General features: G+C 71.3%; 22 protein-coding genes. 11 read left to right on the forward strand and 11 right to left on the reverse strand.

What is annotated here, in order from left to right; genetic code table 11:
- Positions 1-114: 114 nt before the first annotated feature.
- The 3 genes from GPA10_RS17535 to GPA10_RS17545 all read right to left on the reverse strand — a co-directional run bounded on the left by GPA10_RS17535 (position 115) and on the right by GPA10_RS17545 (position 4,660).
- Positions 115-1,221 (reverse strand): Yip1 family protein, encoded by a 1,107-nt coding sequence (locus tag GPA10_RS17535; protein WP_343041020.1) that lies wholly within the window; start codon positions 1,219-1,221, stop codon positions 115-117.
- Between the two features lie 148 nt (positions 1,222-1,369).
- Positions 1,370-2,761: an FG-GAP repeat domain-containing protein gene (locus tag GPA10_RS17540; RefSeq protein WP_157166361.1), complete on the reverse strand. Its 1,392-nt coding sequence runs from the start codon at positions 2,759-2,761 to the stop codon at positions 1,370-1,372.
- Positions 2,762-3,100: 339 nt separating this feature from the next.
- Positions 3,101-4,660, reverse strand: a complete 1,560-nt coding sequence (locus GPA10_RS17545; protein ID WP_157166362.1) for an FG-GAP-like repeat-containing protein — start codon at positions 4,658-4,660, stop codon at positions 3,101-3,103.
- Positions 4,661-5,362: 702 nt separating this feature from the next.
- Between GPA10_RS17545 and GPA10_RS17550 the strand changes: the two genes are divergently transcribed.
- Positions 5,363-5,638 carry a hypothetical protein gene (locus GPA10_RS17550; RefSeq protein WP_157166363.1) on the forward strand — a complete coding sequence of 92 codons (276 nt, stop codon included), beginning with the start codon at positions 5,363-5,365 and terminating at the stop codon, positions 5,636-5,638.
- A gap of 90 nt (positions 5,639-5,728) precedes the next feature.
- Positions 5,729-6,202 carry a hypothetical protein gene (locus GPA10_RS17555; protein WP_058852435.1) on the forward strand — a complete coding sequence of 158 codons (474 nt, stop codon included), beginning with the start codon at positions 5,729-5,731 and terminating at the stop codon, positions 6,200-6,202.
- Positions 6,203-6,449: 247 nt separating this feature from the next.
- Here the strand turns inward: GPA10_RS17555 and GPA10_RS17560 are convergent, their stop codons facing one another.
- Complete coding sequence (locus tag GPA10_RS17560; protein WP_058852434.1) at positions 6,450-8,732, reverse strand: (Fe-S)-binding protein; 2,283 nt, start codon at positions 8,730-8,732, stop codon at positions 6,450-6,452.
- A gap of 398 nt (positions 8,733-9,130) precedes the next feature.
- On the opposite strand from GPA10_RS17560, the gene dnaK reads away from it, so the two are divergent.
- The 4 genes from dnaK to GPA10_RS17580 all read left to right on the forward strand — a co-directional run bounded on the left by dnaK (position 9,131) and on the right by GPA10_RS17580 (position 13,477).
- Complete coding sequence (gene dnaK, locus GPA10_RS17565; protein ID WP_058852433.1) at positions 9,131-11,002, forward strand: molecular chaperone DnaK; 1,872 nt, start codon at positions 9,131-9,133, stop codon at positions 11,000-11,002.
- Positions 11,002-11,742: a nucleotide exchange factor GrpE gene (gene grpE / locus GPA10_RS17570; protein WP_157166364.1), complete on the forward strand. Its 741-nt coding sequence runs from the start codon at positions 11,002-11,004 to the stop codon at positions 11,740-11,742. Before dnaK ends, grpE begins: the two co-directional genes overlap by 1 nt.
- 84 nt (positions 11,743-11,826) lie before the next feature.
- Positions 11,827-13,017, forward strand: a complete 1,191-nt coding sequence (gene dnaJ, locus GPA10_RS17575) for a molecular chaperone DnaJ (protein ID WP_058852431.1) — start codon at positions 11,827-11,829, stop codon at positions 13,015-13,017.
- A 4-nt stretch (positions 13,018-13,021) separates the two neighbouring features.
- Positions 13,022-13,477, forward strand: coding sequence for a heat shock protein transcriptional repressor HspR (locus GPA10_RS17580; RefSeq protein ID WP_058852430.1), 456 nt, complete (start codon positions 13,022-13,024; stop codon positions 13,475-13,477).
- An 82-nt stretch (positions 13,478-13,559) separates the two neighbouring features.
- Here the strand turns inward: GPA10_RS17580 and GPA10_RS17585 are convergent, their stop codons facing one another.
- On the reverse strand, positions 13,560-14,261 hold the full coding sequence (locus GPA10_RS17585) for a fibronectin type III domain-containing protein (protein ID WP_157166365.1): 702 nt from the start codon (positions 14,259-14,261) through the stop codon (positions 13,560-13,562).
- A gap of 176 nt (positions 14,262-14,437) precedes the next feature.
- Between GPA10_RS17585 and GPA10_RS17590 the strand changes: the two genes are divergently transcribed.
- Positions 14,438-14,956 carry a hypothetical protein gene (locus GPA10_RS17590; protein ID WP_157166366.1) on the forward strand — a complete coding sequence of 173 codons (519 nt, stop codon included), beginning with the start codon at positions 14,438-14,440 and terminating at the stop codon, positions 14,954-14,956.
- 330 nt (positions 14,957-15,286) lie between these two features.
- Here the strand turns inward: GPA10_RS17590 and GPA10_RS17595 are convergent, their stop codons facing one another.
- Complete coding sequence (locus tag GPA10_RS17595; protein WP_246259346.1) at positions 15,287-16,420, reverse strand: helix-turn-helix transcriptional regulator; 1,134 nt, start codon at positions 16,418-16,420, stop codon at positions 15,287-15,289.
- Positions 16,421-16,499: 79 nt separating this feature from the next.
- Positions 16,500-17,579 (reverse strand): helix-turn-helix transcriptional regulator, encoded by a 1,080-nt coding sequence (locus tag GPA10_RS17600; protein ID WP_343041021.1) that lies wholly within the window; start codon positions 17,577-17,579, stop codon positions 16,500-16,502.
- Positions 17,580-17,803: 224 nt separating this feature from the next.
- On the opposite strand from GPA10_RS17600, the gene GPA10_RS17605 reads away from it, so the two are divergent.
- The 3 genes from GPA10_RS17605 (at position 17,804) to GPA10_RS17615 (ending at position 20,253) form a co-directional block, all read left to right on the forward strand.
- Positions 17,804-18,784: an MBL fold metallo-hydrolase gene (locus tag GPA10_RS17605; protein ID WP_157166368.1), complete on the forward strand. Its 981-nt coding sequence runs from the start codon at positions 17,804-17,806 to the stop codon at positions 18,782-18,784.
- Between the two features lie 205 nt (positions 18,785-18,989).
- Positions 18,990-19,808, forward strand: coding sequence for an MmyB family transcriptional regulator (locus GPA10_RS17610; RefSeq protein WP_157166369.1), 819 nt, complete (start codon positions 18,990-18,992; stop codon positions 19,806-19,808).
- 28 nt (positions 19,809-19,836) lie between these two features.
- Positions 19,837-20,253 carry a hypothetical protein gene (locus GPA10_RS17615; RefSeq protein WP_058852424.1) on the forward strand — a complete coding sequence of 139 codons (417 nt, stop codon included), beginning with the start codon at positions 19,837-19,839 and terminating at the stop codon, positions 20,251-20,253.
- Positions 20,254-20,280: 27 nt separating this feature from the next.
- Here the strand turns inward: GPA10_RS17615 and GPA10_RS17620 are convergent, their stop codons facing one another.
- Genes GPA10_RS17620 through GPA10_RS17630 form a run of 3 tightly spaced genes read right to left on the reverse strand, consistent with a single transcriptional unit; the run spans position 20,281 to position 23,304 of the window.
- A complete protein-coding gene (locus GPA10_RS17620) occupies positions 20,281-21,252 on the reverse strand; it encodes a helix-turn-helix transcriptional regulator (protein WP_157166512.1) in 972 nt (323 codons plus the stop codon).
- Between the two features lie 58 nt (positions 21,253-21,310).
- On the reverse strand, positions 21,311-22,291 hold the full coding sequence (locus GPA10_RS17625; protein ID WP_058852422.1) for a helix-turn-helix transcriptional regulator: 981 nt from the start codon (positions 22,289-22,291) through the stop codon (positions 21,311-21,313).
- Complete coding sequence (locus tag GPA10_RS17630) at positions 22,288-23,304, reverse strand: helix-turn-helix transcriptional regulator (RefSeq protein ID WP_198351632.1); 1,017 nt, start codon at positions 23,302-23,304, stop codon at positions 22,288-22,290. The genes GPA10_RS17625 and GPA10_RS17630 overlap by 4 nt, the downstream gene beginning before the upstream one ends.
- A 277-nt stretch (positions 23,305-23,581) precedes the next feature.
- Here GPA10_RS17630 and GPA10_RS17635 point away from each other — a divergent pair, with 277 nt between their 5' ends.
- Positions 23,582-23,953, forward strand: a complete 372-nt coding sequence (locus GPA10_RS17635; RefSeq protein WP_246259349.1) for a Rieske (2Fe-2S) protein — start codon at positions 23,582-23,584, stop codon at positions 23,951-23,953.
- Between the two features lie 123 nt (positions 23,954-24,076).
- Here GPA10_RS17635 and GPA10_RS17640 read toward each other — a convergent pair whose 3' ends face one another.
- The gene (locus GPA10_RS17640) at positions 24,077-24,502 is read right to left on the reverse strand and encodes a pyridoxamine 5'-phosphate oxidase family protein (RefSeq protein WP_157166370.1); all 426 of its coding nucleotides are present in this window, start codon (positions 24,500-24,502) and stop codon (positions 24,077-24,079) included.
- Positions 24,503-24,512 lie beyond the last annotated feature (10 nt).

A 24,512-nucleotide genomic window follows, 5' to 3' on the forward strand; every position in this document is an offset into this window, starting at 1 on the left:
TGAGCTTGTGCTCACCGGAGCCCTTTCTCGTATGCCTCGTACGTCTTGTACGTCTCGTATGCCTCGTACGTCTCCTACACCTCGTACGCCTCGGACGTCTCGTACGGAAGCGCGTCAGAACGTACCCAGTTTGATGATCGACAGGATCGCCAGGAGCTGGATCGCCGACGCCCCGAGCGCCCGCGGCCACGGCAGGTCGTGGGACTTGCTCACCATGAGGGTGAGCAGCGCGCCCGCCGCCAGCCAGGTGGCCCAGCCGAGGAGCTGGACGAAGTTGTTGCCGCCGCCGAGGAACAGGGCGACGATGACGCGCGGCGCGTCCGTGATCGCCATGATCAGCATGGAGAGACCGACCGTCGGCTGCCAGGCGCCGTCGCCGCCGAACTGGCGGGCGAGGGAGTGCGTGACGATGCCGAGGATGAACGCGCTGAGGGAGATCGCCACGCCCGTGGTGAGCACGTAGGGGATCGCCGTGGACAGCGTGGCGTTCAGTACGTCCTCACGGGCCTCGTCGAAGCCGAAGACGGCGAGCAGGCCGTAGAGGAACGTGACGACGACCGCCGGGACCCACATCGCGTAGTCCCGCATCTGCAGGAAGGTCGGGACCGGGCGCAGGACGATGCCGCGCAGCAGGTCCTTCCAGTGCAGCTTCGGGCCGATGGGGCCGGGCGGGGCCTGGCCCGCGCGGTAGGTGTCCGCGTCGTTGTACGGGTCCTCGCCGAGGGAGAAGGCCTGGGTGTTGCCCGGGTTGTTGGCGGCGTACGGGTCGTGCCCGCCGTGGCCGCCTTGTCCGCCTCCCTGGCCTCCCTGGCCACCGTGGCCCCCGTGCCCTCCGTGCCCCGCGGGGTGGCCGCCCTGGCCGCCGAAGTACTCCGGCTCGCCGTGGCCCCCCGGAGGCTGCGGCCACTGCTGCGCGCCCCCGTGGTGCTGGCCGCCGCCCTGGGGGTTTCTCTGCGGGCCGCCGCCGTACTGGCCGGGGCCCGGCCCCCCGTAGGGAGGTTGGCCTCCGTACGGCGGTTGGGCCGGGCGGCCGCCGCCGTGCGCGGGCGGGTACCCGTACGGGGCCTGGCCGCCCTGGGGGGCCTGCTGTCCGTACGGGTCCTGCCGGGGCCCCTGCTGACCGCCGCCCTGGCCCGGGTGCCCCCCTTGGTGCGGTCCCTGTCGGGGTCCTTGCTGTGCGCGGTTGTCCCGGCCGCCGCGTCCGCTCCTGAATCCAGCCACGGAATCGAACGTACCTGGTCTGGCGGGGCGGGGTCGTCCCTCCTGTGGAGGAGAGCGGGTTTGCGGCCGACCTGTGACAACCCCTAGGGGGACCCGGAGGGGACAACCCCAGGTCAGCGCCTCAGCCACCGGGTTGTGCACGGCTCGGCTACTGGAGGATGCCGCCGGTGATCCCGCCGGTGATCCGACCGGGCGGAGACGTCGCTCCGGACGCCTTGGGTCCTGACGCCGAGCCCGGCAGGCGGACCTCGCCCCAGGCGCCGTCCACGTACAGGTCGGCGTAACCGTCGAGGTCGGTGTCGCGCAGCCGCACCGTGGCGCCGAAGCCGTCGCCCTCGCTGACGGGGCCGGGGATGCCGCGGGTGTCGCGGGCGAACCACCGCGAGCCCGTGCCCGTGAGCCCGCCGCCGCTGCGGCTGCCGTTTCCGCTGCCGCGCAGGACGTGGACGCCGCCCGCCCTGTCCTTGCCGTCGATGTCCTCGCCGTCGACGCCGACCGCGAGGTCCGGGTACTCGTCGTCGTTGACGTCGTCCGCGGAGAGGGAGGCGCCGAAGCGGTCCCCCTTCTCCGGTGTGCCGGCGAGGCCGCGCGTGGCCTGGGTGACGCGGGCGGAGGTGCCGGGCCCGCTGCTGCCCCCGCGCCACACCGTGACGGCGCCCCGGTAGCCGGAGTCGGCCTGGTTGCCGATGGCGATGTCCCCGTACCCGTTCCTGTCGAAGTCGGCGATCACCGCGCTCGTGCTGTCGACCGCGTACGCGCCGAGGCGCAGCGTCCTGCCCGGGGCGAGGGTACGGCCGCCCTTCACGAACCAGGCGTCGGCGACCTCCTCGTCGTTCTTGAGCACGCTGCCGACGATCACGAGGTCCGTGGCGGAGTCCTTGGTGACCCGGCCCGCGACCAGGTCGTCGGCGGTCAGGCCGCTCCTGTGCAGGCGGCGCACGGAACCATCCACCCCGCTACGGGAGATGCCGCCCTTGTACACGTAGGCGTCCCCGCCGTTGACGGCCGCGAGGTCCTGTCTGCCGTCGCCGTCGAAGTCGCCGACGGCCAGGTCGCTGCCGAAGGCGTGCTGGGCGCGGGCCGCCTCGTTGGGGACGGAGGTGCCGCCCGTAAGGCCGGTGGACGAGCCCCAGAGGACGGTCACCGTGCCCTGGCCGCGGTTGCGGCCGACCTTCTCGCCGACGGCGGAGACGACGAGGTCCCCGTATCCGTCGCGGTTGAAGTCGGCGGCGACCCGGGTCCGCTCGCCCCACGCGTCGCCGCGCTCGTCGGCGCCGGGGACCCCCGGGCTGCGCTGGTCGACGACCTGGGAACGGGGACCCGGGCCGGTGCCCGTACCGAAGGTGACGCGGACTGCGCCGCCCTTGTTGGAGCCGTTCGACTCCTGGGTGACGTAGTCCCGGAAGCCGTCGCCGTTGAAGTCGTCCGCCCACTTGGCCGGGGCGGCGGCGGCCGGGGCGGCTCCGGCGAGCGGGGCGAGGGTGGCGGCGGCCAGGGCGGTGGTGAGGGTGAGGAGGGCGGGGGTGGGGCGCAGGCGCATGGTCGGTTCCCGGTTCCTGGGGGTGGGCCGGCCCCCGCCCGGGGGTGTGGCGGGGGCCGGCGGTCTTGGTCCGGCGGTGGCCGGTGGTCTCGGTCCGGCGGTGGCCGGTGGTTGTTGCGGGGGAGGGGCGGGTGGTCCGTCGGCGAAGTCGGCGCCGAGGGGCGGGTGGTCCGTCGGCGAAGTTGGCGCCGAGGGGCGGGTGGTCGGTCGGCGAAGTTGGCGCCGAGGGGCGGGTGGTCGGTCGGCGAAGTTGGCGCCGAGGGGCGGGTGGTCCGTCGGCGAAGTTGGCGCCGAGGGGCGGGTGGTCCGTCGGCGAAGTTGGCGCCGCGGGGCGGGTGGTCAGTCGGCGAAGTTGGCGCCGAGGCGCGGGGTGCCGCTCGCGGAGAGGCCCGCCGTGGAGAGGTAGACCCCCGAGGTGCCCCGCAGCGTGCCGTCGGTGCGGGCGAGCAGGGGGTACACCGCGCCGTTGCCGCCGTTCTCCCCGTGCGCGCCCACGATCACATCGCCGCGGCCGTCGCCGTTCAGGTCGTCGATGTGGACGTCCGTGCCGAGGAAGTCGTACTTCTCGTCGGAGTCGGGGACGCCCGGGGTGTTCTGCGTGAACAGCTTCGCGCCGCGCGTGGTGATGCCGGAGCCGTCGGCGGCGCCGTAGAGGACCGTCACCGCGCCGGAGTCCGCCACGCCGTCGATGGTCTCGCCCGGGGCGCCGACCGCGAGGTCGAGGTTGCCGTCGCCGTCGATGTCCCCGAGGTCGAACTCGTGGCCGAAGCTGTCGCCCTTCTCTCCGCTGCCCGGGACGCCGGAGGTGTTCTGCGTGAACTTCTCCCACTCGCCGTACGCCGGGCCGGTCGCCGCGCCGTGCAGGATGTGCACCGCGCCGCCGCGGGCCGAGCCGGGGATGCCGGAGTCCCAGGCGTTGCCGATGACGACGTCCTCGTAGCCGTCCTTGTCGGTGTCACCGAGGTCGGTGATGACACCCGCGGGGAGCTTCTGGGCGCGCGACGCGCGGGGGCCCGAAGCGGACCCGGGAAGCCAGAAGTTGGCGTTGTAGCCCTGCGGTGTGTCCCGCTCGTAGCCGTTGACGATCAGGTCTTCCTTGCCGTCGCCGTCGGCGTCGCCGGAGTGCAGCTGCCGTACGCCGTTCTGGCCCTCGCTGTGTACGGGCGCCTTGACGGTGGAGTGCCCGCCGGTCCGCCCGGAGCGGGTGAAGCCGCCGCGGAAGACGTCGACGACCGCTGTCGTACCGGTGGCGAGGGCCAGGTCGTCCTTGCCGTCGCCGTTGAAGTCACCGGCCTGGAGGATCTCGCTGAACCCGTCGTGCTGCGCCGGGCGCGGGTCCTTCAGGACGGTGCCGCCCTTGAGGCCGCTCGGGGAGCCCCACAGGACGGTGGCCATGCCGCCGTCCTTGTCGCTGCCGACGTCCTCGCCGCCCGCGCTGGCCACGAGGTCGTCGTAGCCGTCGCCGTCGAAGTCCCCGTACGCCGTTTCGTTGCCGAAGATGTCGCCCTTCTCGGCGCTGCCCGGCACGCCGGGGCTGTTCTGCGTGTACGCCACGCTGCGACCGGTACCGCCCGTCTTGCCGTACGTGACGACGACGGCGCCCGCGTGCTTCTTGCCGCCCACGTAGGTGAAGGCGGCGGACGCGGCGATGTCCGCGCGGCCGTCGCCGTTGAAGTCGGCGTCGGAGGCGGGGAGGGCGGGGTTGGGAGCGGGTGCGGTGGACGCGGTGAGCGCGGCGGGCGTGGTCGGTGTGCGGGGGGCCGCGGTCGCCGGGGTCGCGTTGACTGTGAGCAGGCCGCCTGACAGCGCCGCGGCCACCGCGGTCGCCGCGACGAGGCGGAGTCGGCCTGATCTGTGGGGGCGGGATTCGCCGGAGGCGGTGCGCTTGAGCTGAGCCATGCGGTGGTCTTCTCCTGCGGTGCCGGTGGATGTGTTCACGTTCGCCAGGGCTTGGCCTCGGGTTCAGATGCGCGTCGGACTGGACCGTGGCGCAGGGGAGACCGGCGACGGGGTGTGAAGGTTGCGTGGCGGAGGTGGGGAGTTGCCGTGTTGTGACCTTGAGGGTCCGGAGATCTGCAAGGGGGCGTATTCGGCGTAACTTCCGTTGAAATCCGGCCGGATGGGGCGGGGTGGCGAGTGACGGGAGCGGCGCGGCACATGCTCTGGGCATGAACGGAAGACGCGATGGCCGACAAGGGACGTCGTCGGAACCGCCGGGGCCTTGGTCTCGGACGGGCCGTGACAGGGGGAGCGAGCTGCGCTGAGGCCCCGCTCCGGTGGTGCGTTCGCCGGGCGGTCACGGGGGAGCACGGGGGACAACGGGGGCACGGGGGAGCACGGGGGAACGGGGGAAAGGGTGCGGGCCCGCGCCGGGAGGTGCGGGCCCGTGGTCCTTGTGGGCGGGGGCTTGTGCTTGTGCGTGTGGGGGAGTTGAGGGAGTGGGGAGGGGCCCGGGGGGGGCGGACTGTGACGTGGTGGGCGGTGGCCTGGTCCGGCGTGCACCGCTTCTCGGCGAATCCGCGTACGCCTGAGCCCGCGCCTGCGGCAGCGTCTGCTCCCGTACCCGCGCCGGTGTCGGAGCCCGTCCGGCCGAGGACGCGGGTGCCCTGGATCTCGCCGCCGCCGCCGTACGACACGGCGAGGTCGTCGCCGTCGAAGTCGGCGCTCGTCACCGCGCGGGGGCGGCTGAAGTGCCACGTGGCGATCGACCGCACCTCGGAAGGTGCCCCCGCCCTGAATGGCCCGCGCCGCACCGCGGCGCACCACACCGCACCGCACCACACCGCACCGCACCACACCGCACCGCGCCGCACCGCACCGCGCCGCACCGCACCGCGCCGCACCACACCGCACCGCGCCGCCCCCGACCAGACATGACCGGATACCGGTCACCAGTCACCGGTCGGGTGTGGGTACGCCTACCTTCATGGAAGTGACACCGATCACCGTGAAGTCGAGGGTGCCCCGATGACCACGCTCAACGGCAACAAGCAACTGCTCTCCGCCTGGCTCGCGGGAGCCGACCCGGTTCCGGACGCGGTTCATGCCGCGTGGGCGGAGCGGGGGATGGCCCTGCTCCCTCTGGGGCGGCGCTTCGACGCCATCCGCGTATCCGCCGAACGCATACATGCCGCCGTCAACAGCAGTGAACCCGGGACGGTGGCCGACTTTCTGGGGGGCTGGCTCGCGGGGCCGGTCATCCGTGACATCCGCAGCGGGCTCGGGCCGTACTACGTCCTCATTGCCACCGGCGCCCCGTGGAACGGGGCCGAGGAGCGGCTCAGCACCAACACGTTCCTCGGTGTGCCGCGCCTCGGGCGGCCGGTGTCGATGCTGACGCGCTGGGTCGTACCGCCGTCGGCCCCCGGCGCGCTGTGCGACCCGGCCCATCTGCGCGCCCTGCTCCTCACGGCCGAGGCCCTGCGGGTGGTGGAGCCGTGAGCACTGACCGCTTCGGGCTGGGCAGGGTCGCGCCCTGAACCCCGGCGGGGGCCCTTCAGCCGGAGGGGGCCCTTCAGGGCGTTGCCGGGTGTCGCGCCGCGCGCTCGTCGTCGGACGCCGGACGGGCTGAAGCACCCAGCGCGGACAGCGGAGGGCCGGTCCCGCTCTCAGACACTGAGGCGGGACCGGCCCCCACGCTGTGCATGGGCCAACGGCTCCGGCTTCCTACTGCAACGGCTCCGGCTTCCTACTTCACCGGCTCCGGCTCCGGCGCGTCCGCCGACGCCGTCTCGCCCGCCGGGTCCACCGGCGTCTTCACCGAGTCGAGGAGCAGTTGGGCGACGTCCACGACTTGGAGCGACTCCTTCGCCGCACCGTCGTTCTTCTTGCCGTTGACCGAGTCGGTGAGCATGACCAGGCAGAAGGGGCAGGCGGTCGAGACGATGTCCGGGTTGAGGGAGAGGGCCTCGTCGACGCGCTCGTTGTTGACGCGCTTGCCGATGCGCTCCTCCATCCACATCCGCGCGCCGCCGGCGCCGCAGCAGAAGCCGCGCTCCTTGTGGCGGTGCATCTCCTGCTGGCGCAGGCCCGGGACCTTGTCCATGATCTCGCGCGGCGGCGTGTAGATCTTGTTGTGGCGGCCCAGGTAGCACGGGTCGTGGTACGTGATCAGGCCCTCGACGGGGGTCACCGGGATCAGCTTGCCCTCGTCGATGAGGTGCTGGAGCAGCTGGGTGTGGTGGATGACCTCGTAGTCGCCGCCGAGCTGCGGGTACTCGTTGCCGAGGGTGTTGAGGCAGTGCGGGCAGGTCGCGACGATCTTCTTCGCGGACTGCGGCTTCCGCGACTCGTCGGTGACCTTGCCGTCGTCGTCGAGCTCCTCGCCGAAGGCGGCGTTCAGGGACATCACGTTCTCCGCGCCGAGCTGCTGGAACAGCGGCTCGTTGCCGAGGCGGCGGGCGGAGTCGCCGGTGCACTTCTCGTCGCCGCCCATGATCGCGAACTTCACGCCCGCCATGTGCAGGAGTTCGGCGAAGGCCTTCGTGGTCTTCTTCGCGCGGTCCTCCAGGGCGCCCGCGCAGCCGACCCAGTAGAGGTACTCGACCTCGGTGAGGTCCTCGATGTCCTTGCCGACGACCGGGACGTCGAAGTCGACCTCCTTCGTCCACTCCAGGCGCTGCTTCTTCGCCAGGCCCCAGGGGTTGCCCTTCTTCTCCAGGTTCTTGAGCATCGTGCCCGCCTCGGACGGGAACGCGGACTCGATCATCACCTGGTAGCGGCGCATGTCGACGATGTGGTCGATGTGCTCGATGTCGACCGGGCACTGCTCGACGCAGGCGCCGCAGGTGGTGCACGACCACAGGACGTCCGGGTCGATGACGCCGTTCTCCTCCAGGGTGCCGATCAGCGGGCGCTCGGCCTCCGCGAGGGCGGCGGCGGGGACGTCGGCGAGCTGCTCGGCGGTGGCCTTCTCCTCGCCCTCCATCGACTTGCCGCCGCCCGCGAGCAGGTACGGGGCCTTGGCGTGCGCGTGGTCGCGCAGCGACATGATGAGGAGCTTGGGGGAGAGCGGCTTGCCGGTGTTCCAGGCGGGGCACTGCGACTGGCAGCGGCCGCACTCGGTGCAGGTGGAGAAGTCGAGCAGGCCCTTCCAGGAGAACTGCTCGACCTGGGAGACGCCGAAGACGGTGTCCTCGTCCGGGTCCTCCCAGTCGATCTCCTTGCCCTCGGACGTCATCGGCAGCAGCGCGCCGAGCGAGGTGGCGCCGTCGGCGTTGCGCTTGAACCAGATGTTGGGGAAGGCCAGGAAGCGGTGCCAGGCCACCCCCATGTCGGTCTTCAGGGCGACCGTGATCATCCAGATGAAGGACGTGGCGATCTTCAGGCCCGCGAAGAAGTAGGTGAGGTTCTGGAGGGTCGTGACGTCCAGGTTCTGGAACGCCGACACCAAGGGGTACGAGAGGAAGAACGAGGCCTCGTAGCCGTCCACGTGGTGCTGGGCGCCCTCCAGGGCGTGCAGCGTGAAGATACAGACGCCGACGATGAGGATGACCGACTCGACGAAGTACGCCTGGCCGGTGTTGGAGCCCGCGAAGCGGGACTTGCGGCCCGGCCGGTCCGGCCTGTTCAGCTGCCGGATCACGATGAGGGTGAGGATGCCGAGCACGGTCATCGTGCCGAGGAACTCGACGAAGACGTTGTACGGCGCCCAGTCGCCGACGAGCGGCAGCATCCAGTCGGCCTGGAAGAGCTGGCCGATGGCGTTCACGATCGTGAGCAGCAGCGAGAAGAAGCCCACCGCCACGAACCAGTGCGCGACACCGACGACGCCCCAGCGGTTCATCCGGGTGTGGCCGAGGAACTCCCTGGCCACGGTGAGGGTCCGCAGTACGGGATCGTCGCTCCTGGACCCGGCGGGCACCGGCCTGCCGAGCATCATGAAGCGGAAGATCTGCAGGATGGCACGGCCGAACAGGGCGACGCCGACTGCGATGAGGACCAGCGACACGATGATCGCGGCGAGTTGCATTTCGGGGCTCCTCGGGCCTGCGAGGGTGGGCAGTCCCAGCGGTCGGGGGCAGGGCTGGGGGGCGGGCTGTTACTAAGCGGTAACTTATGCAGTCCGTCTGAGACTACCCACTTACCCCGCCGCACTGTAGCCAGCGATGCGGTGATCTGCGTCGCTCAGGGGACCCTTGCCCGCGTCGCGGGCGGGCACGCGCGGTGGTGCGTCCCCGTGGTGCGCCCCCCGGCGCGGACCCCGCGCAACCGTTCCCCGTACCGCTGCGTCTCCCCCGCCGAAGCGCTTGGTTGCGCGTAAGGAGCGGATAAGAGTTGAGTCGAGGCGACTCAGCTCTGTTGACTCGGCGGGACGGGTGAGGCACCCTTGAGTCAGATCCACTCAAGAAGTTATCTGGAGGCATTGAAATGGCACGTGCGGTCGGCATCGACCTGGGCACGACTAACTCCGTCGTCAGCGTTCTGGAGGGCGGCGAGCCCACCGTCATCACCAACGCCGAGGGTGCCAGGACCACGCCGTCCGTCGTCGCCTTCGCGAAGAACGGTGAGGTGCTGGTCGGCGAGGTCGCCAAGCGCCAGGCGGTCACCAACGTCGACAGGACCATCCGCTCGGTCAAGCGCCACATGGGCACTGACTGGAAGGTGGACATCGACGACAAGAACTTCAACCCCCAGCAGATCAGCGCCTTCATCCTGCAGAAGCTGAAGCGCGACGCCGAGTCGTACCTGGGCGAGAAGGTCGCGGACGCCGTCATCACCGTCCCGGCGTACTTCAACGACTCCGAGCGCCAGGCCACCAAGGAGGCCGGCGAGATCGCGGGCCTGAACGTCCTGCGCATCGTCAACGAGCCGACCGCGGCCGCCCTGGCCTACGGCCTCGACAAGGACGACCAGACGATCCTCGTCTTCGACCTCGGTGGCGGCACCTTCGACGTCTCGCTCCTGGAGATCGGCGACGGCGTCGTCGAGGTGAAGGCCACCAACGGCGACAACCACCTCGGTGGTGACGACTGGGACCAGCGCGTCGTCGACTACCTGGTCAAGCAGTTCAACAACGGCCACGGCGTGGACCTCTCCAAGGACAAGATGGCGCTCCAGCGCCTGCGCGAGGCCGCCGAGAAGGCGAAGATCGAGCTCTCGTCCTCGACCGAGACCACGATCAACCTGCCCTACATCACGGCCTCCGCCGAGGGCCCGCTGCACCTGGACGAGAAGCTCACGCGCGCCCAGTTCCAGCAGCTCACGTCCGACCTCCTGGAGCGCTGCAAGACGCCGTTCCACAACGTCATCAAGGACGCGGGCATCGCCCTCTCCGAGATCGACCACGTCGTTCTCGTCGGTGGCTCCACCCGTATGCCGGCCGTCGCCGAGCTCGTCAAGGAGCTGACCGGCGGCAAGGAGGCCAACAAGGGTGTGAACCCGGACGAGGTCGTCGCCATCGGCGCCTCGCTCCAGGCCGGTGTCCTCAAGGGTGAGGTCAAGGACGTCCTGCTCCTCGACGTGACCCCGCTGTCCCTCGGCATCGAGACCAAGGGCGGCATCATGACCAAGCTGATCGAGCGGAACACGACGATCCCGACGAAGCGCTCGGAGATCTTCACCACCGCCGAGGACAACCAGCCCTCCGTGCAGATCCAGGTCTACCAGGGCGAGCGCGAGATCGCGGCGTACAACAAGAAGCTCGGCATGTTCGAGCTGACCGGTCTGCCCCCGGCGCCCCGCGGCGTCCCGCAGATCGAGGTCTCCTTCGACATCGACGCCAACGGCATCATGCACGTGACCGCGAAGGACCTCGGCACGGGCAAGGAGCAGAAGATGACCGTCACCGGTGGCTCCTCGCTGCCGAAGGACGAGGTCAACCGGATGCGCGAAGAGGCCGAGAAGTACGCGGACGAGGACCACGCCCGCCGCGAGGCCGCCGAGTCCCGCAACCAGGGCGAGCAGCTCGTCTACCAGACCGAGAAGTTCCTCAAGGACAACGAGGACAAGGTCCCCGGTGACGTCAGGACCGAGGTCGAGACCGCCGTCGGCGAGCTGAAGGAGAAGCTCAAGGGCGAGGACACCGCGGAGATCCGCACGGCCACGGAGAAGGTCGCGGCCGTCTCCCAGAAGCTGGGCCAGGCCATGTACGCCGACGCCCAGGCCGCGCAGGGCGCCCCCGGTGCCGAAGGTGCCGCTCCCGGCGCCGAGGCCCCGAACATGTCCAAGGACGACGACGTCGTCGACGCCGAGATCGTCGACGACGAGAAGCCCGGTGACGCGAAGGGCGGCGCTGCCTGATGACGGAGGAGACCCCGGGTTTCGGCGAGGGCGCCGAGCAGCCGGACGTCCCCTCCGCCGGCGCCACCCCTGACGAGAAGGCGGCGCAGGCCGACGGGCCCTCCACCGAGGAGGGCCCGGCGGCCCCGGCCGGGGACGCAAGCCAGGCAGCGGGCCTGACCGCCCAGCTGGACCAGGTCCGCACCGCGCTCAACGAGCGCACCGCAGACCTCCAGCGGCTGCAGGCCGAGTACCAGAACTACCGGCGGCGCGTCGAGCGCGACAAGGTGACGGTGAAGGAGATCGCCGCGGCGAACCTCCTGACCGAGCTGCTGCCCACGCTCGACGACGTCGGCCGCGCGCGGGAGCACGGCGAGCTGGTCGGCGGCTTCAAGTCGGTCGCCGAGTCGCTGGAGACCGTCGTCGCCAAGATGGGCCTCCAGCAGTTCGGCAAGGAGGGCGAGCCCTTCGACCCGACGATCCACGAAGCGCTGATGCACAGCTATGCGCCGGACGTCACGGAGACGACGTGCGTCGCGATTCTCCAGCCGGGGTATCGCATCGGCGAGCGGGTCGTGCGTCCCGCGCGGGTCGCGGTCGCCGAGCCGCAGCCCGGCGCGCAGACGGTGAAGTCCGAGGAGTCCGAGGGCGGCGAGAGCAAGCCCGCGGAGGCCGCGGCCAAGGACGAGACCGCGTCGGAGGGCACCGGCGGCAAGGACGTGCAGGACGGCAAGGAGAGCGGTGGCCCGGACGAGGGCTGACGCCGAGACGGACGGCGGCTCCGGCGCCGAGGGCGACCTCGGCGCCGGTGCCCGCCGGATGACAAGGAAGGAGGGGCGTCGGGGATGAGCACCAAGGACTTCATCGAGAAGGACTACTACAAGGTCCTCGGCGTCCCCAAGGACGCCACCGAAGCCGAGATCAAGAAGGCGTACCGGAAGCTCGCCCGCGAGAACCACCCGGACGCCAACAAGGGCAACGTCAAGGCCGAGGAGCGCTTCAAGGAGATCTCCGAGGCGAACGACGTCCTCGGCGACCCGAAGAAGCGCAAGGAGTACGACGAGGCCCGCGCGCTCTTCGGCAACGGCGGTTTCAGGCCGGGCCCGGGAGGCGCCGGCGGCGGATCGTTCAACTTCGACCTGGGCGACCTCTTCGGAGGCGGCGCCCCGGGCGGGGGTTCGGCCGGCGCGGGCGGCTTCGGGGGCGGCCTCGGTGACGTCTTCGGGGGCCTGTTCAACCGCGGCGGCGCGACCGCCGGCGGGCGCACCCAGCCACGGCGCGGCCAGGACGTCGAGTCCGAGGTCACCCTGAGCTTCACGGAGGCGGTGGACGGCGCGACGGTCCCGCTGCGCATGTCCTCCCAGGCCCCGTGCAAGGCGTGCTCGGGCACCGGCGACAAGAACGGCTCCCCGCGCGTCTGCCCGACGTGCGTGGGCACCGGACAGGTCTCGCGCGGCGGTGGCGGCGGCTTCTCGCTGACCGACCCCTGCGTGGACTGCAAGGGCCGCGGCCTCATCGCGCAGGACCCCTGCGAGGTGTGCAAGGGCTCGGGCCGCGCGAAGTCCTCGCGCACGATGCAGGTGCGCATCCCCGCGGGCGTCTCCGACGGCCAGCGGATCCGGCTGCGCGGCAAGGGCGGACCCGGTGAGCGGGGCGGCCCGGCGGGCGACCTGTATGTGGTCGTGCACGTCGACGCCCACCCGGTCTTCGGCCGCAAGGGCGACAACCTGACGGTGACCGTGCCGGTGACGTACGCGGAAGCGGCGCTCGGCGGCGAGGTCAGGGTCCCCACCCTGGGCGGCCCGCCCGTCACCCTGAAGCTGCCCCCGGGCACCCCCAACGGGCGCACGATGCGGGCCCGCGGCAAGGGCGCGGTCCGTAAGGACGGCACCCGCGGCGATCTGCTCGTGACGGTGGAGGTGGCGGTGCCGACCACGCTGTCGTCCGCCGCGCAGGAGGCCCTGGAGGCGTACCGCGACGCGACTGCGGACACCGATCCGCGGGCAGAACTGTTCAAGGCCGCGAAGGGAGCGTGACCTCATGGAGCGGGACGGCCGCCGACGCAACCCGTATCAACTGACGGACGAGACCCCGGTGTACGTCATCTCGGTGGCGGCCCAGCTCTCCGGCCTGCATCCGCAGACCCTGAGGCAGTACGACCGCCTGGGCCTGGTGTCCCCCGACCGCACCGCGGGCCGGGGCCGGCGGTACTCCGCCCGTGACATCGAACTGCTCCGCACGGTGCAGCAGCTCTCCCAGGACGAAGGCATCAACCTCGCGGGCATCAAGCGCATCATCGAGCTGGAGAACCAGGTCGCGGCGCTCAAGGCCCGGGTGGCCGAGCTGACGTCGGCCGTCGAGGGCGCCGCCGCGGCGATGCAGCAGCGCGAGGCCGCGGTGCACGCCTCGTACCGCAGGGACCTGGTGCCCTACCAGGACGTCCAGCAGGCGAGCGCGCTCGTGGTGTGGCGTCCCAAGAGGTCGCCGGAGGCGTGAGCGGCGCTTCGCGCGCTCCTGAGGCAGGTGACGACAGGGCCGGGAACTCCCGCGAGGGAGTTCCCGGCCCTGTGTCGTGCGACTAGTTCACGGTCTCCCACTGCGAGGCCTCGGACACGTTCCCTGCGGCGTCGGTACCGGTCACGTAGTAGATGTACGGCCGGTCCTCCTCCAGCTGCCCGAGGTCGCGGAACGACGTCGCGGTCGTGGTGCCCAGCTTCGTCGACGGCTGGGTGGGCGACGTGGTCCGGTAGATCGTGTACGACACGGCGTCCGAGCCGCCGCTCCGCCAGACCAGGGGTATGCCCGGCCCCTCACCCTTGCGGGCGGTGAGGTCCAGAGGAGGCAGCGGGGCGAGGGTGTCGCGGGTCGCGCGGGCGACGGAGGAGTACGGCGAGACCTCCGAGGACGTGCGCACGGCCCGCACCTTGTAGGCGTACGCCACGTCGGGCACGGCCTTGCTGTCGGTGTACTTGGTCGACGCGACCGTGCTGATACGGGAGTACGAGCCGCCCTCCGCCGCGGCCCGGTACACCTCGTACTTCCGTGCGCCCGTGGACGCCGACCACGACAGGGAGTTGGCGTCCCGGCCGGACTTGGCCGTGAACTTCGCGGGAGCCTTGGGCGCCGCCGCGGCGGCGCCCGTGGAGGAGGCGGTGGCCGGGGAGCCGAGGGTGGTGGTGAGCCCCGCGGCGGCGACGACGGCTGCCGCGGCGGCGGCCGGGACGAGCCAGGCTTTGCGGTTGCGCCGGGGCGCGGATTCGGGGCTGTGCTGCTGGAACACGACTGGATTTCCCTTCCGTTGCACGGGAGAAGCGGGATGCAGACGTGGGGGGAGGGACGTGCCGTGGGGGCAACGGAGCTTAACCGGTGCCCTTCGGGGGAACGGAGGCGGCCTCCCCGGGCTCCTTATAGTTGAGCGGAGCGAGACGCTGCGTGATGAGGGACCGGGGGACATCCATGGCCATGGTGGGACTTTTCTGGATCGCCGAGGGCGATGTGTATGTGGGCTCCAAGCCGTCGGGCCTGGCCCCCGGGGTGCGGCTGACGACGGAGGGCGTCACGGGCCTCGGCCACGGGCAGACCGGCCTGTGGCTCTGGGACGACGTGCGCAGCCTGACCGTCGAGGACGTGCCCGTGAAGTCCCTGAAGCGGCGGGTGGGCGCGGTCGTCGACATGGCGCTGACGGCGGGCCTCGGCGGCGGTGAGGAGGCGCCGACGATGACGGTGTGCGTGGGGACGCCGGAGGAGGAGATCGAGCTGACGGCGTACGTCGCCGCGGCCACCGGCTACAGCCAGACCGAGTACGACCTGTCCCGGGCCCTGCTCTCCCGGCTCACCGAGGGCGCCGCCACGCTCCTGACGACACTGGCCGCGATGGCCGCGTGGGGCCGCGCGCACGAGGGCGGCACGCCCCGCAGGGACGAGCGGGAGCGGCTGCTGCGGGAGTGGGCCGACGAGAACGCGGCGCGCGCCTGAGACGCCCGCGGCGTCCGCCGTGCGGCGCCGGGCGGGCCGCCCGCGGTTCTGCCGGAGCGCTCACGCCCCCCGTGGCCGTGAGCGCCCCGGCCGGCCACGGGACGTAGCCGAACCGGGGCGACCCTTAGGGAAGCGCGGCTCTGCGGGGGGAGACCACAACAGAGCCACTTCGCGGCCGGGACCGGGCCGGTTCCAGTTCCTCGAGGGACTGGCCGTTCCTTGCCGCTGTCACTACGATGCAACGCCCGCGCACGCTCCGCCACCGTCATCTTGTTGCTGTGCAACGGGCGGGGGTGGGCGCAAGTGGTCCCATTTCCGGACGTAGGTGATTCACTGCGTGCAGTGGGGGCCGAGGATGCCGGAGCGGCTGATGAGGTAGCCCAGTTGGGTGCGGCCGGTACTGCCCAGGGTCCGGGCGAGCTTCGCTATGTGGACCCGTACGGTGCGCACGTTCATGCCGAGCCGGTCGGCGATGCCCGCGTCCGTGTGGCCCTCGACGAGGAGTTCCGCGATGGTCCGCTGCCGGGCGGTCACCCCGTCCTTGGCGGGCTGGGGTGCGGCCGGGTGCGGGTACATCGGGGTGGCGAGGCGCCACAGGCGGTCGAAGAGCGCGGTGAGGTGGCCGACGAGGGCCGGGGAGCGGATCTCCAGGGCCGCGGAGAAGTCCGGGGCGGCCGGCACGAAGGCGACCGAGCGGTCGAACACCACCAGGTGCTCCGGCACCTCGCTCAGGGTGCGCACCTCGACGTCGCCCACAAGCCGCTCGACGTGTGCGATCACCGGCAGGGCGTGCCGGGTGGTGTGCTGGTAGAGAGTGCGCATCCGGCAGCCCCGTGACAGCAGGACCTGTTCCCTCGGGGGCGCCGTGCCCAGATCCGAGACGGGCCGGAAGCCGCCCGGCTGGATGGTGAGCACCTCCCACGCACAGCGGGACACGGCGTCGTCGAGGGCGGCGGTTATGCGGTGGTGTCCGGTCAGTCTCGTGATTTTCGCCGGCCCCTGGGCCTTTGGCGGGTACGGGGGTGCCGGTGCCGGTACGGCTGCCGGCACCGGCACCGGCAGGGCCAGGGGGGCCGTGGGGCGCTCCGCGTCTGGGCCGGGGGTGGGGTAGGGCGTGGTGGGGGTGAGCAGGGGGGTGAACGTCGACGTCAGGGTCGATTCGCGGCGGCGTTCGTGGGTGATCTCCTCCTCGATGCCGCGCAGCAGCCGCAGCAGCGCCCCGGTGGGCTCGCTCGGCAGCAGCCACTGGAGGTCGTCGGCGTCCGGGTGCAGAAGCCCGAAGTCCACCAGGCACGGCACCGGTTCGGCCTCCCGGCTGTGCACGCGGCCCCTGCGCAGGGCACGGGCGTACAGGGCCGAGCCGGGCGCGCACAGGGAGGCGGTGCCGTGCGGCCGGTGCCGGGCGCCGCCGGGCCCGCTCGCCTCGTCCCGTGTGTGCTCCGTCGAGTCGTAAGGGTCGTACAAGCTATGCGGTTCGTACGGTCTCCGCTCCACGGGCATAGCCGTGCCACCTCCAGGGGGGATCAAGGCGCGCGCCGTCCGGCTAGGCGTGTCGGTCGAGGAGCCCCGAGCGGCCGATGAGGAAGCCGAGTTGGGTGCGGCTGCTGCTGCCGAGCAGGCTCGCGAGCTTGGCGACGTGCAGCCGGACGGTGCGTACGTTCATGTCCAGGCGGTGCGCGATCTCCGCGTCGGTGTGGCCCTCCGTGAGCATCCGGGCGATGACGCGCTGGACCTGGCTGACCGCGTGGACCGGCGGCCTCGGTGTGTCGTCGCGGAACAGGGGCGTGGCCAGGCGCCACATGATGTCGAAGGCCGTGGCGAGATAGCCGACCAGGGCCGGGGAGCGCAGCTCGAAGACGATGCCGCCGTCGTCGACGGCCGGGATGAAGGCGATGGCGCGGTCGAAGATGAGCAGGCAGGGCGGGAGTTCGTCGAGGGTGCGGACCTCGCAGGAGAGGACGGGCCGCCCGGGGTGGGCGCGCGAGGGCAGCGAGTCGAAGGCGGACTCGGGACGGGACAGCGTGCGCAGCCGGCCGCCGCGTTCGCCGAAGTCGGCCATGCGCCAGGGCTCGTTGTGGGGCAGCATCTGCGGCCGGTCCGGGTCGCCCGGATGGATGCCGAGCACTTCGTGCGAGGCGTCCGCGAGGGCCTGGTGGACGGCGCGTCTGATGCGGGTCGTCCCCTTGAGCACCGTGACGGGGGACGCCGTGGTGTCGGGCACCGCGGCGGGGGCGAGCTGGAGGAAGGGTTCGAAGGCGGAGGCCAGCCGGGAGGCGCGGCCGCGCTGCCGGGCCACGCGTGCCTCGATGCCCGCGAGGAGCCGGGGGAGGGCCACCAGGGGCGGGGTGGGCAGGAGCCAGTCCGGGTCGTCGGCGTCCGGGTGCAGCAGCCCGGAGTCCAGGAGGCAGGGCGCGTCGGCGACGGCGTCGCCGCGCAGCCTGCACTCGCGCAGGGCACGCGCGTACAGCGCACGGCCTGCCTCGCACAACTCCTCGGGCTCGTGCGGCACATGCCGGCGTTCGGAGGGGCCGCCGCCGTGTGCGGGGGCCGCCATCCGGAGCCGGGTGGCGCGCTCGGCCGCGACCGGGGCGGGCACCACCGCCCGCGCCGCTGCGTCCTGCACAGGCTTCCCCCTGCTCGGTCTGGGGTGTGGGCGCGAATGACGGACGTCACACGTGTCGTCATCCTTGTCAACGGGACAACCGTTTTTCAATGGCGGGGTTATCGCTTGCGATGGTCGCCCAATTATTCAAAGTTAAACGGATGTGGGGCCAGGGTGGCCGAGTGCCCACGCTGTGGGCTTCGACACACCTGGACGCGGCCCGTGTGTCGACGAAGATGACGTCCATGGACCTTCCTGTCGACCTCACCGTCCTTGCCGACGACAGCCTGTACTTGTGGGCGCCCCGCGGCGCCGCGGGCTCCTGGGGCCTGGCCAACTGCCTGCTCGTCACCTCCGGAACAGCGGCCGCGCTCATCGACACGCCGTACGACGAGCGCATGACCAGGGCGCTCATCGCGGCGGCTGACCGCGTCCTGCCCGAAGGGGCCGGGGTCCGTACCGTCGTCAACACCCACGCCAACGGGGACCACTGCTTCGGCAACGGCTTCTTCCCGGGCGCGGAGATCATCAGCACCGACGCCAGCCTGGAACGCCACCGCTGCGGTGAGATCTCGCCCCAGGAGATGCAGTACCTGGTGCACGCGAGCGACCCGGACGAGCCGCTCGGCTGGTACGCGCGCGACCGCTTCGGCGCCTACGACTACACCGGCATCACCGTCGTACCCCCCACCCTCACCTTCAGCGGCAGCCACGACTTCCTGGTGGGCGACACCGAGGTGCGCCTGATCGAGGTGGGGCCCGCCCACACCTCCGGCGACCTGATCGCGCACCTGCCGCAGCACGGCGTGGTGGCCGCGGGCGACGTCATCTTCTCCGGCGACCACCCCGCGCACTGGGAGGGCCCGCTCGCCGAGGTGGTGCGGGCCTGCGAGACCGTGCTCGCGCTCGACCCGCAGTGGATCGTCCCCGGACACGGCGAACTGATCGGGCAGGACGGCGTCCGCGCCTACATCGGCTACCTCCGGGACCTGGAGGGCGAGATCGCGGACCGGCACGGCAAGGGACTCGACGCGTACGAGGCGGCCGACGAGATCCTCGCGGCGGGTTTCCACCCGCACCTGGGCGCCCCGGAACGCGTGGTCATGCTGACGTTCATCGAGTACCACCACCTCGGCGGCACCGGAAACGCCCTGGGCATGGCCGAACTCGCCGGGCACGCGGCCCGCTGGGCCCACGCGCGGGCGCAGGTGCCCTCCGGCGCCTGACGCCACGCCTCCTTCCCCGGCCCGCGACCGGCCGCCGACCCCCGTGAGCCGACGGCCGATCACGATCTGTTGGTCGTCGACTCTTTTGGGTTTATGGTGCAGTCACCGTGGGCGCGGCACGCCAGTCATGCGGACGGGGAAGGGGGGAATCGCGGTGGACGAGGACGCGCTGCGGCGCATACTCAAAGAACTACGCTCCAGAATCATGCCCGCGGAAGTGGGACTGACCCCGAAGCCCACCGGACGCCCGGGACCGCGCGTCGCCGGACTCGCCCAGCCCGACATGGACATCCTGATGAACCGCGCGGTGGGGACCTACCACCGCTTCGAGAGCGGCAAGATGTCCCCGCGGGACGACTATCTGCGCCAGGTCGGCCAACTCCTGAGGATGACCGAGGACGAGTTCACGCAGGTGTATCTGCTCTCCCTGGGACAGCGCCCGCCGCACCCGCTGGACCCGAACGGCGGTGTCACGATGCCCGCCGCGGGCGCCTGGCAGCGGGCCGTCGACGGCCAGCGCGAGATCGCGTACGTCAGCAACGTCCAGTGGGACCTCGTCGCGTACAACCAGCCCTTCGCCGACATCTTCGAGGACGGCACACCGCCGGAGAACACGATGCGCTGGATGGCCCTCGCCGACGAGGCGCGGGACCACATCCTCACCGACTGGGAGACCCGCTGGGCCCCCGGAATCCTCAACCAGATCAGGCTCGCGCACATCCAGCACCCGGAGAACGCCTCCCTCGGCCGGCTGCACAGGGACGTGCTCAAGGACAAGTACACGGGCCCGATATACGAGCGGAACACCGAGGTGTACATCCACCCCGACGGCGACGTCAGACCGCTGTTCCACCCCAGGAAGGGCCCGGGGCAGATCACGATGGTCGTCTCGGAACCGGCGAGCGCGCGCGGGGCGCGCCACGTCGTCCTGCTCTTCGACCCCCTGCCCGAGGCCGGGGCGGGCACGGTCGACGAGTCGCGGCAGCACGGCGACTCCGGGAAATCCCCGGGCGCCACGCCCTGAGGGGCGGGAGGGGAACGGGCGTGACGGCATGGAGGAGGAAGCCGAGGTGATGACCGTCGGGGACGCTGCTCAGGCGCTCCCCCCGGACGCCGGCCCGGCCCTCGCGGCCGCGCGGTTCGCCCCCGTCGTGCACGCCATGGCCGACGATCTCAACGGCCGCGGCTACCCGGTGACCTGGGTCGTGGACCGGCAGCTCCTCGCCGGTGACTTCCCCCTCCAGGTCGTCGCCAAGGTCTCGGTGGTCCGGGTCCTGAACATCGCCCTCGACGACCGCCCCTCCCCGCTCGCGCCCTGCTGGCAGGTCAGCATGGGCCGTCCCTCGTCCGTGCGGTGGGAGCAGTCCGCCGTCCTGCACCTGGGCTCCGGCGGCTTCGACGCGGAGTGCGTGGTGCGCGAGGCCCTGCGGGCCGTGGGGCTGCCGCTCCAGCGGGCCGTCTACCACTGAAGGTCCTGCGGGCCGCCGCGGGGGTCCTCAGGCGGGCTGGTCCAGGATTCCGGACCTGCCGATGAGATAGCCGAGTTGGGCCCGGCTGCTGCTGTTCAGGAAAGTGGAGAGTTTCGCGATGTGGACGCGTGCCGTGCGCACGTTCATACCGAGTCGGGCGGCTATTTCCGTGTCGGTCAGGCCGTCCGTGAGGAGGGCCGCAATCGCCCGCTGGCGGGGCGTGATGCCGTTCGACGCGGGCTGCGGAGCGGGCGTCGGCCACATCGGGACGGCGAGGCGCCACAGCAGGTCGAATACCGTCACCAGATAGTCGACGACGGCTTGCTGCCGGATTTCCACGGCCGTGTCCCGCACCTTGTTGACGGGCAGGAAAGCCACTCGCCGGTCGAACACGAGCAGCCGGTCGGGCAGTTCGTTCAGGGTGCGGACCTCCACGTCGCCGTCGAGGTCGCGGTAGTGCGCGAGCGCGGGCGGGGAGTGGCGGGTGGTGTGCTGGTACAGGGTGCGAAGGCGGCCGCCGCGGGACAGGATGCCGTGCGTGCGCGGCAGGGCCCGCATCAGGTCGTCGACGGAGCGGCTGCCGCCCGGCTGGATGGCCAGGGCCTCCACCTGCGCCTTCGACGCCACGTGGTCGATGGCCGCGTTGATGCGCAGGCGGCCGTGGATGACGGTGGCGCCGGCGCTGTCCCCGGAGGAGGACGTCCAGCGCCGGTCCAGGTCCATCAGCGGGGCAAAGACGTCGGCGAGCCGGGCCTCGCGGCGCCGCTGGGCGGTGATGCGGGTGTCGATGGCGCCGAGCAGCCGGGGCAGCGCCACGGCCGGCGGAGTGGGCCGCAGGGAGCGGGCGTCCTGGCTGTCCGGGTGCAGCAGCCCCAGGTCGGAAAGGCAGGGCGCGGCGCGGGCCTCCTCGGCGTGCAGCCGGCCTTCGCGCAGCGCGCGGACGTAAATCCGTCTGCCCGCCTCGCACAATTCCCCCGCGTCGTGCGACCGGTGTTCCATCCTCACGTCGCTGTTCCTCCCCGCACCTTCCTGAAGCCCCCGCCCCAGGTGCCGACAGCTAGTGATTCTGGTCGAGAATCCCCGACTGGCCAATGAGATAACCGAGTTGGGCGCGGCTGTTGCTGCCGAGGATCGCGGCGAGTTTCGCTATGTGCTCGCGTGCCGTGCGCACGTTCATGCCGAGGCGGGTGGCTATCTCGGTGTCGGTGAGGCCTTCGACGAGGAGTTCGGCGATGGCCCGCTGACGAGTGGTGACGCCGTTCTCGGCGGGGAGCTGGGCGGCGTGCGGGAACATCGGCGTCGCCAGGTGCCACAGACGTTCGAAGGTGGTGATGAGGTAGTCGACGATGGCAGGCTGGCGTACTTCGAGGGCCACCGTCCGGTCCTTGCTCGCGGGGATGAAAGCCACCGAGTGGTCCAGGACGACCATGCGTTCGGTTACTTCGTTGAGCGTGCGGACCTCTACGTCGCCGTCCAGTTGCTCGTAATGGGCCTGGGCGGGCAGCGAGTGGCGGGTGGTGTGCTGGTACAGGGTGCGCATGCGACAGCCGCGGGAGAGGAACTCCTGCTCGCGCGGGAGCGCGTCGGCGAGGATCTCGGGGGAGCGGGCGCCGCCCGGCTGGACGGTGAGGAGTTCGTGCCGGGCGTCGGTCATGGCCTGGGTGATCGCGACGTTGATCCGCTCGAAGCCCTCCAGGACCATGATCTCCGGTGGTTCGGGTCCCGAGGTCTGCCGGGCGTCCAGGGCCATCAGCGGCTCGAAGAGCGCCGTGAGCCGCTCCTCGCGTTCGCGGTGGCGCGCGATGTGGTCCTCGATGGAGCGCAGGAGCTGGGGCAGGGCCACGGCCGGCGCGGTCGGGCGCAGCCAGGCCATGTCCTCGATGTCCGGGTGCAGCAGGCCGAAGTCGATGAGGCAGGGCGCGTCGCCCGCCTCCTGGTGCCGTACGCGGCCTTCGCGCAGGGCACGGGCGTAGAGGGCCGAACCCGCCTCACACAACTCGTCGGGTCCGTGAGGGTGAGGGCGGGGTTCGGTGGTCATTTCTGTTTGTCCTGCTCGAGGATGCCGGACTGGGCGATGAGGTAGCCGAGTTGGGCGCGGCTGCCGCTGCCCAGGGCGGCGGCGATTTTGGCGATGTGGGCGCGGCAGGTGCGGACGTTCATGCCGAGGCGCCGGGCGATGGCCTCGTCCACGTGACCTTCGATGAGGAGGCGGGCGATGGAGCGCTGGACCCCGGTGATCCCGTTGGTGGCGGGAGGGTACGGAACCTCCTCCAGGAGCGGGGTCGCACGCTGCCATTGTTCCTCGAAGACCTTCGCAAGGTACTCGACCAGACCGGGATGGCGGATTTCCAGGGCGTCCTTACGGTCCGCGCGGGCCGGAATGAGTGCCACCGTGCGGTCGAAGATCATGATGCGGTCGATGAGCTCCTCCAGCGTGCGTATCTGCACGTTTCCCTGCGACATCCGGGCCGCGTAGGCCAGCGTTCCCTGGCTGTGCCGGACGGTGTGCTGGTAGAGGGTGCGCATCGTGATGCCGCGGTCCAGAACGGTCTGCCCGCGCTTCAGCGCCACGTTGAGCGAGTTCTCGCTGCGACCGCCTCCTGGCTGGGCGGTAAGCACTTCGTGGCGGCACTCGGCGGTGGCCCGTTCGATGGCCGCGTTGATGTGCGCGTCCCCCTCCAGGACGGTGATGGCGTGGGTGGTGGGTTCGGCACGCGCCGTGATGGCCATGAATGGCTCGAAGACGTTGGTCAGTTCCACAGCGAGACGGCGACGATCCTGGATTTCGCGCTCGATGGGGTGAAGACGTTGTGCGAGTGCCGTGGACGGCGGAACGGGACGCAACCAGTCCGCATCATCGGGATCCGGGTGCAGAAGTCCCGACTCCAGCAGACAGGGAGTGTTCTCGGCCTCGGAGCGAGGCAGCCGGCCATTGGTCAGAGCGCTCGCGTACAACCTCGCCCCGACGTCGCAAAGCGGCGTCTCGGGGTGAGGATGTGTCGGTTTGGCGTTGGTTGTAAGCAAATCTCCACCCCCCAGGGTCCTGAACATGCAGGAACATGATGCATCCACCCTGTGGCTTTGACGTGCTCGATTGAGACATCGTCTTGTTGTGCCGGGGGAGAGGAAACTACCAAGTGAGGACGAAGCCGACCATGTTTCAGAGCATGCTTCGCTCGGTGCTTGTCACCGCCCTCTCCGCAGGGCTGGTCGTAGGAGCGGTGAGCGCTCTTGATCTGTCCTGGGACAGCGCGCCAGCGGACGCGACCCGCACCGTGGCAGCGCCCCCCGACCTCGCCTGGAGTGTGGTGCCGGCAGGTGACGAGGCATGAGCACGCCCCCTGACGACCGTACCTTCCGCCGGGAGATGGCCACGGCCTACCGCTCCGGCTGGCACTTCATCGATCTCGCCACCGCCATCCCCCACTCCGGCGACTCGTTGATGGTGACCCTGGTCGGAGAGCCCGTCATCATCGTCCGCGACGACGACGAGGACATCCGCGCCTACCGCTGCCTGCGCCGCCCCCGAGGCGCCCCGCAGCCGGTCCGGTGCGCCGTGCGCTACGGCATGGTCTTCGTCAACCTCGACCAGCGTGACCACCAGGTCATCGACAAGCGCAAGCGGGACGCCGACCAGCAGGCCATCGACCGGCAGACCGCCACAGCAGATCCCCTCGCAGCCACCCCCCGCAGCGCCTGACGCGATTCCCCCGTCGTTGTAAATCGCGCAGGTGCTTCCCCCAGCAGCGGCGCCACCGTGGACCTGAACACGGTGGCGCCGCTGTGGTGTGCGGCCACTTCCTGGTCACGTCCTGTTTCCTGGTCACGTCCTGAACGACCGGCTGCCCAGCGCCCGGTCCACCCGGATCTCGATGACCACCCGGTCCGGGTTCGGTGACGGCACCCGCCCGTAGCGCTCCTCGTACCGCCGCATGCCCTCCGCCACCCGCTCGGGCTCAGCCGCGATCACGGCCGCGCCCTCCAGGGTCGCCCAGTGCCGCCCCTCGAACTGGCAGACCGCGACCCGCGCGGTGCCGCCCTCCCGCTCGGTGGCGGCGCGGACGTGCGCCACCTTCCTGCTGAACCGGTTCGCGAGCACCCGCGCCACCCGGGCCTCCGGGTCGTAGGTCACCCCCACCGGGACCACGTGCGGGGTGCCGTTCGGGCGCGGCGTCGTCAGGGTGCACACATGGCGCTCCCGCCAGAAGCTGAGGTACGGGGCGGGCAGATCGCCGAGGTCGAGGCTCATGGCCAGGAAC

It is taken from the genome of Streptomyces typhae, assembly GCF_009755605.1.
GTDB lineage: Bacteria > Actinomycetota > Actinomycetes > Streptomycetales > Streptomycetaceae > Streptomyces > Streptomyces typhae.